Below are 9,225 nucleotides of genomic sequence, written 5' to 3' on the forward strand. Positions count from 1 at the left end.
CATGAACGCTTACTACGTTACGGGTGAAGCGGATTTTATTATTACGGTCTCTGCTCAGGACATGGCCGAGTACGAGGCGTTTACCCGTCGTTTTTTTTACGAACATCTTGAAGTAAAGGGGTTCAAGACAATCGTTGTAATGGATCGGATCAAGGCGTCGTTTGCTCTGCCAATTGCTGAAGAGTAGCCTTCAAAAGAGCCCGCCCAGGCAACCACCACGCGCCTTCCGCGGGTCGCAGTTGTCCCGCACTTCTGAATGTCGGCTGTCCTATTTTGAATGGTCCCGCATATATACCAGGGCACCTCCTCTCAGCCTGCAGGTGTTATGCGCCAATGACCAAAAAACGATGATATTCTGCGGGACCAAGGCGCCCTTCGCGCAACCAAGCTCTTTGGCACTTGCTACATTCTGGGCGGAGCGGAATTCAGGATTGTCGGTCCCCGGCTAATTGGAGCGGCTTCAGTCGGCGGAATAGCTGGGGTGCCTACGTCGCACAGAGGATGCTGTGCTCCCGGCAGCGCGGAAACGGGTCTCCCGGCTCTCGCAAGGACAAAGCGTGAAATTCGCCTGCAACCGGCAAGAAAGGAAAGTCCCCGTGGCAATTCTCAATAGCGTCGCAGAGTTTCTCCCCGAGATAGTGGCTTGGCGCCGGGACATCCATGCACATCCCGAACTGGGCTTCGACATCCCCCGTACTTCGGCATTTGTCGCCGAGCGCCTGCGCGAATTCGGCTGCGACGCCGTCGCGACCGGCATCGGCAAAACCGGCGTCGTTGGCGTCATCAAGGGCAACGGCGTCGTGAGCGACGGTAACCCAAAGGTTATCGGATTGCGCGCTGACATGGATGCGCTGCCGATCAACGAAGCGACCGATCTGCCCTATGCGTCCAAGAACAAGGGCTTGATGCATGCGTGTGGGCATGACGGCCACACCGCGATGCTGTTGGGTGCCGCGCGCTATCTTGCCGATACTCGGAATTTCGCTGGAACGGCGGTCATGATCTTCCAACCTGCCGAGGAGATCGGTACCGGCGCCGTTGCCATGCTAGATGACGGTTTGATGGAGCGGTTCGGCATCGAGCACATCTACGGAATGCACAATCGTCCGGGCTTGCCGGTAGGTGTCTTCGGAATCCGGCAAGGTCCAGTGATGGCGGCAACTGATAGCATAGAAATTAGCATTGAAGGGCGAGGGGGGCACCCTGGAAGGCCTCATGAATGCATCGATCCGATTCTGGTCGGCGCTCAGCTTGTGACGGCCCTGCAGCATATCCTGGCTCAGAACATTGACCCTGTCGACTCGGCAGGAATTTCGTTCCACCAGTTCCAGTCCGGGCAGAGACTAGTCCCCGTCGTTCCGCAAACAGCGGAGTTGGTGGGCACCATGCGGACGCTAAAGCCGGAGGTGCGCAAGTTCGTGAAGGAGCGGGTGGGCGAAGTGGTCGCCGGCATCGCCCAGATAACCGGCGCGAAGATAGATATTAAATTTCAGAGCTTCGACGCAATTCTCTTCAATGAGGTCCAGCAGACCGACCTTGCGAGAAGCGCGGCCAAGGGCGTGGCCGGTGAAAACAATGTGCTCGAGACGCCACCGGTAATGGGGGGGGAAGATTTCTCCTTCCTGGCGCAGGCGCGGCCGGGTGCTTTCGTCTGGTGCGGGAACGGTGACAGCGCCGGCCTGCATCACCCTGCCTACAATTTCAACGACGAGGCGATTCCTTATGGAACATCGTACTGGATCAAGCTCGTAGAGAACACGTTGGGATCCCGTCCGACGTCTTGATGATCGGTCTGACAAGGGCCGCAGAACGAATGAATAACTGCCGTCTTATGCCAGGCTTGAATGTAGCGGACCTCGTAAAATGAAAACTCGTTCATCCGTGCCAACATCTCTTGAGGGTCTGTCGGCGTGCGAATGCCTGGAACTCTACCGAAGGCGGCAGCTCTCGCCTGTTGAAGTCGTCGATGACTGTCTCAGCCGCATCGACGCCAACAACCCGGCGCTGAACGCATTTTGCCTCGTCGACCACGAAGGGGCCAGGTCTGCTGCCCGGGCCTCGGAGGGTCGATGGATGAAGGGGGAACCAGCCGGAGTACTAGATGGCATTCCGGCCACCATCAAAGACCTCACCTTGACACGAGGCTGGCCGACAAGACGTGGCTCATTGTCCGGCAGCACCGAGGGACCCTGGACTGAAGACGCCCCTGTTCCAGCCCGTATCCGTGAGACCGGTGGCGTTATCCTGGGCAAGACAACCACTCCAGAATTTGGCTGGAAAGGGGTAACAGACAGCCCGGTCTACGGGATCACCCGCAATCCCTGGAATCCTGACCTGACACCAGGCGGGTCGTCGGGAGGGGCGGCAGTTGCGGCTGCGCTCAACCTTGGCTTTCTTCATCAGGGTAGCGACGGCGGGGGATCAATCCGGATACCGGCGAGCTTCACGGGGACCTTCGGCTTCAAGCCAACCTTCGGCATCGTTCCGCAATGGCCAGCTAGCGCCATGACAACGCTGTCTCATTTGGGGCCGGTGACCCGCACCGTTGCGGATGCGATCCTGATGATGAATGTGATTGCACGAAAGGACGCTCGCGATGGCTATGCGGGTCCGGCGTACCTAGGTCTCGACCCCGATCCAGCAAAGACCACCATCAGGGGCCTGCGGATCGGCTACAGTCGGAACCTCGGCTATGTCAAGGTGGCGCGAGATATCCAAAACGTTACCGATAATGCGATCGACCAGCTTCGAGCTCTTGGGGCCGAGGTGGCCGAAGTCAATCCGGGATTTGCGGATCCGGTGGAGGTGTTTTCTACATTCTGGTTCGCTGGCGCCGCCCGTATTGTGTCACGAATGAACAAACAGCAAAGACAATTACTAGATCCTGGCTTTCTGGAAGGTGCCGAACGCGGGCTGAAGATCACCCTTACCGAATTTCAGGAAGCTGAGGCGATGCGGTTCGAGCTCTCCGCTCTGATGGCGAAGTTCCACGAAAATTACGATCTCTTGGTCACACCGACGATGCCTATCGCGCCGTTCCCCGTCGGGCGAAATGTGCCGGATGATAGTTACAAGGGGTGGGTGGACTGGACGCCCTTCACCTACCCTTTCAACTTGACCCAGCAACCAGCAGCATCGATTCCATCGGGCCTGGATGATCAAGGGCTGCCCGTCGGGCTACAACTGGTCGGCGCGCGCTATTCCGACACCTCCGTCCTAGCCGCGGCATATACGATCGAAAGTCGCCTGGGGCTTCCTTCTTTCGCGAGGAGCAGATTCCACGCTGCCACCCCTTAAAACTTGAGACTGCCGCGCTCAAGCACCTGACGGCCTCCAAGCGGTCAAGCCACGGACGCGAATGTCATTCGATAAAGGGGCGCGGCGTCATAGATGGGCAGTCCTGTCCTACGACGGATTGCTGACGTCACCATCGGGGACAATGTACATTCAAATAGGAGTGCGTCAATCTTGGGATGTGCGGCGCGAAGTCGCGACACAGACTGCAACCCGGGGACTCCATTTCGGTAACACTAGCCGGCCGCGTATTACCTTCGATGCCGCCGATGGCTACTCTTGCCCCTGCGGATGAATCCATGCCCAGCAGCTCTTCGCCGCAGTGTCTTGAGTCTGCGGCCAGACGGCGAGCTTTGCGCCGGCCGGAAGCTGCCGGAGGAGCGTGGGCGCCAGTAGCAGGCTCGACATGGCCACGGGAAGTTTGACAGACGTGGCCAGTGCAGCCTGGCACCAGATACTGAAGCCGCAGTCCCTGGTTATCGCGACGGCTCCGCGCTCAACCAACCGCCTGGCAGCTGCAATGTAGGCCGGCTCGAGAGAGGCATCGCCAGGACTGACCCTCTCCGCCAAAGCCCCGGCCGCGGTCTCTATTATAATTGGGAAGTCGAAGTTGCCGGGTTGAAGACCGACCCCGATGCGGTGGCGGAAATTCACCAGGGCGCAAGTCCGATCTCCAGCCTGTGATTTTTGCAACACTGGCCATCCAATGAGGATCCAACTGCCGTCTGATCGTGACAATTCAGCTGCGTCAAATGCCTTTGCCGCCAAGATGGCGCGTATCGTCAGGTTGTGCTGACCAAGCTGGGACGCTCTACGAGCGCAGGAATCCTGCATTCGCCTGACGCTTCCGGCTCGGTTGCAAGGCTCGGGAATAGTAATGACGAAACAGTGGATCAGCACGCCGTAAGCCCAGTGCAAAAAATGCGGGCTTCGTGCCGAACCTTTTTTTGGAACGGCGGGCGCGGATCTCATCATTGAGATTACCGGAAAGCCTGTCCGGACTTTTCCGAAGCCGCACTGTTATCCTGTTCGAGAGCGACGCATCGATGGTTCCTTTCCCCGCCTCATCGACAAGCTCACCCGTGTCCACTTGGCTCATCCACGACGACTTCGGCAACCATGCTCTCTCCGATCAGCAGCGCTTCCACCTCTTCGAAAATCGTCGAGGAGCGCTATCAGAGAAAATCCACCCTGATCACCGCCCAGGTCCCCGTGGCAAGCTGGCACGACCTTATTAACGACAGCACGGTCGCCGACGCTATACACGACCGCTCGTGCACAATGCACACCGCATCGCCCTTCAGGGCGAGAGCATCCGAAGAAAAAAGCCTCGGCCCTCTTGACCGACTCCGAGAACACCGAAATCAATCAGCCCTACAGCAACCAGGCTGCCGAGGACCAACCTCGACGAACTGTCGGACTTTTGTGAAAACGCTGTCCGGGAATTAGCGGAATCGCTGTCCAGCTTTTGAAGCGCGCAATAACACTATGGCCGTCATCGAAATGAGCAAGGCGAAGTGCTGATTGCCGCGTTTGTTCCGGGATTAAGCGCCAGCCTCTCAAGAAGATTTATGCCGACTCGCCATCATTGTTGAAACTGCTGCAGCGCTCGCACGTTGAAGCCGGCCAGGCCGGGCATACGATTATGCGGATCGCCTTCGCCCAACTTCAATTCTGGACGCCAGGGCTCGATGTAAGGGACCGGCGAGCGTCAAAAGACTGCGGATGGGTCGCCGCTCGTCCCCTGGGATACGATCTCTGTCGGATTTTGTCGCGCCTGCGACATAGTGGTTGTGCGGGCCAGTTTAGTACCTGATATGACCGTAAGTTTGATATCAAACTCAAAGCACTGGCCGACGTGCATTTTGCGAGGTTGGCACGGTTTTTGAAGCGATCATTTCGCGTCGGAGCGCTCTCATCCGCCGGTTATCATCTGTTTTGGCATAAACCCTGCATAAGGCTTTATTGATGGTACCGCAACCCAACTCGCCGTCTTTCGAGCTACTTGGGCAAAAAGAGCACCGCCAGCGGAAAGGGTCGGGAACCGGAGAGGGAACCGGGTGGTGGACCTATGTTTGTGGAGGGGGTTGTGAAAAGGGTCAGCCATGGTGCTTCGAGCCTCTTGTACTCGTGCAGGTCGTCAATGTTGATATAGCGGTTGGCCTCCATCCAGTTTTCATTGGTTTCGTGACAGCAGACAAACGTCAAAGGAGATAGCTCATGCGAGTAGCCATCGTAACGAACAGTGATTTCAACGGTGTGATTAACCGGTTCGGTCAGCCTTGTCCGCAGCCGCCGCAGCCTTGGCCGCATAGCGGCACGTTGGAAGATGTGGTGGCGGCACTTCAAGAGGGCGGCCACGAGACGGTAGTGTGTGAAGGCGATAAAGGACTGCTCGCCAGTCTCGAGCGGTTCATGCCACCTGATCCGCAAGGTCGCCCCTCGGGAATGGTCTTCAACTTGGCGGAGGGAATTCAGGGCGAAAAGCGTTACACTCATGTTCCTGCCATGCTTGAGATGGCCGGTGTTCCATACACTGGATGTAGCCCCTTCGGGATTGGGCTGACGGGAGACAAAGTCATTACCAAAATGCTCATCCGCGATCAGGGCGTGCCGACTCCGAACTTTCGCGTGATGCGTCGCGGCACCGAGAACACCGGCGACCTGAGATTCCCAGTGGTAGTGAAGCCGCGGGAGGAGGACTGCAGCTTCGGATTGCAGATCATACATGAACACTCTAAGTTGCGGCAGGCCGTCGAAGTGATCGTCACGCAGCATGCTCAGGATGCGCTAGTGGAGGAATACATCGAGGGGCGGGAAATCTGCGTTGCGTTGCTCGGAAACGGGGAGCCCGAAGTTTTGCCTCTAGTGGAGCAGGACTTCGGTGACCGCGAAACGCGTGTTATGAATTGGGATGCGAAGTACGTGGCGGCCGCAGCGGTGCCCAAGATTTGCCCGGCGAAAATCGAGAGCGGGCTTGAGACGATGTTACGGGATATTTCGGTTGCGACCTTCCGTGCCTGCCACTGCCGGGACTATGCCCGCGTCGATTTCCGGATCGATCGCTCAGGCCAACCGTTTGTCCTAGAGATGAACTCGGTGCCGGCCCTTGGTATACACTCCAGTTATGGCACAGCTGCAACGGCCGGCGGACACAGCTTCGTAAGCTTGATCAATCGCATCCTCAATGTCGCCCACACCCGCTATTTCGGAATCGGCGTCTCATAGTGGATTGATCGGATCAAAAGAGTCCGATTTCGGGATTCCGTTTTGCGGTTTGGCGTGCGAGTTAGATGCATGCGCAATAGCATCCCCCTTCACCGTTTTGGCCAGCGACCGTCAGCGCCTGCAAGCGCTCGTCGCGGCGCCAGGAAGCCCGCAAGCACGTTCGGGGGCCGCATCGTCGCGCTGTGCTTCGAACCACGAAGCCAAAGCATACTTGGACCACCGGCTAGGTCGAGCGAATGAACCGCACCATCAAGGACGCGACGGGCAAGCGTTTCCACTACGACGATCATGACCAACTGCGTCGGCATCTTGCCGACTTTGTTGCGGCCTACAAATTTCGGCCGCAGGCTGAAGGCCCTCAAAGGTCTCACCCTACGAGTTCATCTGCAAGGCATGGGCTTCCCAGCCCGAGCGCTTCACTCTCAATCCGCTCCACCAAATGCCTGGACTTGTCTATTCGGCGTGTTGAAGTCAATCCCATTCAAGCTTCCTAGGCTGACCTGCCGACGCGATTATCCTAGCCTGATTGATGTAACCGCGGCGTCAAACCGAGATACGGCCCCACGTCCTTCGAATTCCTGAAGGGGGCAGGAATATCGACCGTGGCGTTGAAACCCAGTGCAACGATAGGGCCGACGCCCAGCACGGTCATCAACCGCCTGCAAACCGTGTCACCCCTCACGATCGACAACAGTCTTTCGTGTAGCACCGTGAACTGCTCGCAAAGTTTCCGACGGGCGGTGAGCAACGTCTCCATGATGTCTCGAGTTCCGGAATGTCACCGGAAGGGTCCCGGATGCGATCCGCGAATTTGCCGGCCGTCGACAATGCCAACTTTGAGACCGAAGTTACGAAACAGGCCACGGATGTCGTTCTCGATGGCGATGGCCTTTTCCTGAAGCGACTTGAGGGCCGTCAGCAGCGCCCGGCGATTCTGGGTCGTCAGCGTCTTGACAGTAAGACCGTATGTCCGCCTCTGCCGATGAGGTGGCTCGCCCTACACTGCGCGTCCGAGGGTTGCTCGGACGGGCCGAGCCGATCCTCACCACAGGAGGACGAGCCGTGGCGGATTATAGAGAAGCATTTGTCGGAATCGATGTTGCGAAGCTTAAGAACGCTATTGCGATTGCGGAGGCAGGCCGGGAAGGAGAGGTTCGGTTCTTCGGTGAGGTCGACGCGTCGGCGACCAGCATGCGGCGGGTCATAGGCCGGATCGCCAGCCGCTTTGATTACGTGCATTTCTGCTATGAGGCTGGGCCGACCGGGTACGGCCTTTATCGCCTGATCCGGTCGCTCGGGCACGAGTGCACCGTGGTTGCACCATCATTGATACCAAGGAAGCCCGGCGATCGGGTGAAGACGAACCGTCGAGACGCCATTTCCCTTGCCCGACTATTGCGCGCCGGCGAGCTGACCGCGGTGTGGGTTCCCGATGAAGGGCACGAGTCCATACGGGATCTTGTTCGCGCGCGGGCGGGCGCGGTCGAGACGCTGCGGGTCCATCGCCAGCAGGTGAGCGCATTCATGCTCAAGCACGGCCGTAGCTATCCGCGAAAGAAGAGCTGGACGATGCGCTATCTACGCTGGCTTCAGGAACAAGGTTCGATCATCCCGCGCATCAGATCGCACTCCAGGAGATGGTCGAGGCGGTGCGCGTCTCGAAAGAGCGGGTCGAGCGGCTGGAGCGTGTGATCGAAGAGTTCGTCCCGGCCTGGTCGCTGGCACCGATCGTGTGGGCGCTTCAGACATTGCGTGGGGTAGACCTAATTGTCGCCGTGACGTTCGTCACCGAAGTCGGCGACGCCAGCCGGTTCGAAAGCCCACGCCAGCTCATGGGATATCTCGGTCGGGTCCCCGGCGAGCGCTCAACCGGGGAGACAGTCCGGCGCGGCGGCATCACAAAGGCAGGCAACGGTCGGGTTCGCCACATGTTGGTCGAGAGCGCCTGGACCTATCGACATCCGCCCAAGGTCGGGAAGGCGAAGCTATACCGGTTGGAGCAGGCGTCACCGAAGGTGCGTGAGATCGCCTGGAAGGCGCAGTCCCGCCTGACAGCCCGCTACCGCATGCTGAGCGCTCGGGGCAAACGGACAACGGTCGTCTGCACCGCGATCGCCCGTGAACTGGTCGGCTTTATGTGGGCAGTCGCAAGGGAGGCGCGCGTCACCTGATCGCTCGCCGCGATGGCGCACATATCGCGCATGGGCGGAGGCGGGACCACGGCAGGGGAATGCCCGTCAGACGCTTTGTGGCCGGCAAATCGACCGACGCCCGCAGTAAGATAGGAACAGCCCCGGACGCACAATCGGGAATGCGGTAGCCAACCCGCGCATCAGAGCTTGATCACCGACGTCCTTCAGTTCCGCCTCCCCACCCATGCGCGATCATCAGAATGAGCAGCCGTTCCTCGGATCGGGCGACCTCATGCGTTCCAAACCTTGACAGCGGACATCAGAGCGGTGTTTCCGGACCACCTTTCGGGAGTGGTCGCGATCTGTGAGGTTGCCGATCCTGTATTGGGATCGGAGATCGGCTTGTGTCTGGACTTGACCTTACGCTTGACCCGGAGCGGCAGCTTCGGCGTTTCGAGGTGATCAACGGTGCCGGCGGTCGGCGTCACTGGTCGGTGGATGACAAGGCGCGGATCATCGCAGAGACGCTGGAGCCGAATGCGATCATTTCCGAGGTCGCCCGCCGTTATGG

7 protein-coding genes and 2 pseudogenes are annotated in these 9,225 nt (G+C 58.8%); 7 read left to right on the forward strand and 2 right to left on the reverse strand.

The features are described from left to right. The 3 genes from EN943_RS31120 to EN943_RS31130 all read left to right on the forward strand — a co-directional run. On the forward strand, positions 1-187 hold a 187-nt coding region (locus EN943_RS31120), incomplete at its 5' end, for an Lrp/AsnC family transcriptional regulator (protein WP_164778467.1). Between the two features lie 409 nt (positions 188-596). Next, a complete protein-coding gene (locus EN943_RS31125) occupies positions 597-1,784 on the forward strand; it encodes a M20 aminoacylase family protein (protein ID WP_063169331.1) in 1,188 nt (395 codons plus the stop codon). 79 nt (positions 1,785-1,863) lie between these two features. Beyond that, positions 1,864-3,297, forward strand: a complete 1,434-nt coding sequence (locus EN943_RS31130; protein WP_063169332.1) for an amidase — start codon at positions 1,864-1,866, stop codon at positions 3,295-3,297. Positions 3,298-4,105: 808 nt separating this feature from the next. Here the strand turns inward: EN943_RS31130 and EN943_RS38885 are convergent. Continuing rightward, positions 4,106-4,411, reverse strand: a complete 306-nt coding sequence (locus tag EN943_RS38885; RefSeq protein ID WP_164548505.1) for a hypothetical protein — start codon at positions 4,409-4,411, stop codon at positions 4,106-4,108. Positions 4,412-4,413: 2 nt separating this feature from the next. On the opposite strand from EN943_RS38885, the gene EN943_RS31140 reads away from it, so the two are divergent. The 3 genes and pseudogenes from EN943_RS31140 to EN943_RS31150 all read left to right on the forward strand — a co-directional run. Continuing rightward, positions 4,414-4,743 carry an ATP-binding protein gene (locus EN943_RS31140; protein ID WP_272482847.1) on the forward strand — a complete coding sequence of 110 codons (330 nt, stop codon included), beginning with the start codon at positions 4,414-4,416 and terminating at the stop codon, positions 4,741-4,743. A gap of 771 nt (positions 4,744-5,514) precedes the next feature. Continuing rightward, positions 5,515-6,522, forward strand: coding sequence for an ATP-grasp domain-containing protein (locus EN943_RS31145; protein WP_063169333.1), 1,008 nt, complete (start codon positions 5,515-5,517; stop codon positions 6,520-6,522). Positions 6,523-6,710: 188 nt separating this feature from the next. Then, positions 6,711-6,991 (forward strand): annotated as a pseudogene (locus tag EN943_RS31150) (integrase core domain-containing protein); the annotation flags it as partial. Between the two features lie 48 nt (positions 6,992-7,039). On the opposite strand, the gene EN943_RS38560 reads toward EN943_RS31150, so the two are convergent. Beyond that, a complete protein-coding gene (locus EN943_RS38560; protein ID WP_063169335.1) occupies positions 7,040-7,279 on the reverse strand; it encodes an IS110 family transposase in 240 nt (79 codons plus the stop codon). A gap of 209 nt (positions 7,280-7,488) precedes the next feature. On the opposite strand from EN943_RS38560, the pseudogene EN943_RS31160 reads away from it, so the two are divergent. Beyond that, positions 7,489-8,693: pseudogene (locus EN943_RS31160) on the forward strand (IS110 family transposase). Positions 8,694-9,225 lie beyond the last annotated feature (532 nt).

The organism is Mesorhizobium sp. M7A.F.Ca.US.006.01.1.1 (assembly GCF_003997935.1).
Lineage (GTDB): Bacteria > Pseudomonadota > Alphaproteobacteria > Rhizobiales > Rhizobiaceae > Mesorhizobium.

Bases quoted from the DNA above. Each gene is read 5' to 3' on its own strand.
- EN943_RS31130 (WP_063169332.1), top strand. From the start codon at position 1,864: ATGAAAACTCGTTCATCCGTGCCAACATCTCTTGAGGGTCTGTCGGCG.
- EN943_RS38560 (WP_063169335.1), bottom strand. From the start codon at position 7,279: ATGGAGACGTTGCTCACCGCCCGTCGGAAACTTTGCGAGCAGTTCACG.
- EN943_RS31140 (WP_272482847.1), top strand. From the start codon at position 4,414: ATGCTCTCTCCGATCAGCAGCGCTTCCACCTCTTCGAAAATCGTCGAG.
- EN943_RS31145 (WP_063169333.1), top strand. From the start codon at position 5,515: ATGCGAGTAGCCATCGTAACGAACAGTGATTTCAACGGTGTGATTAAC.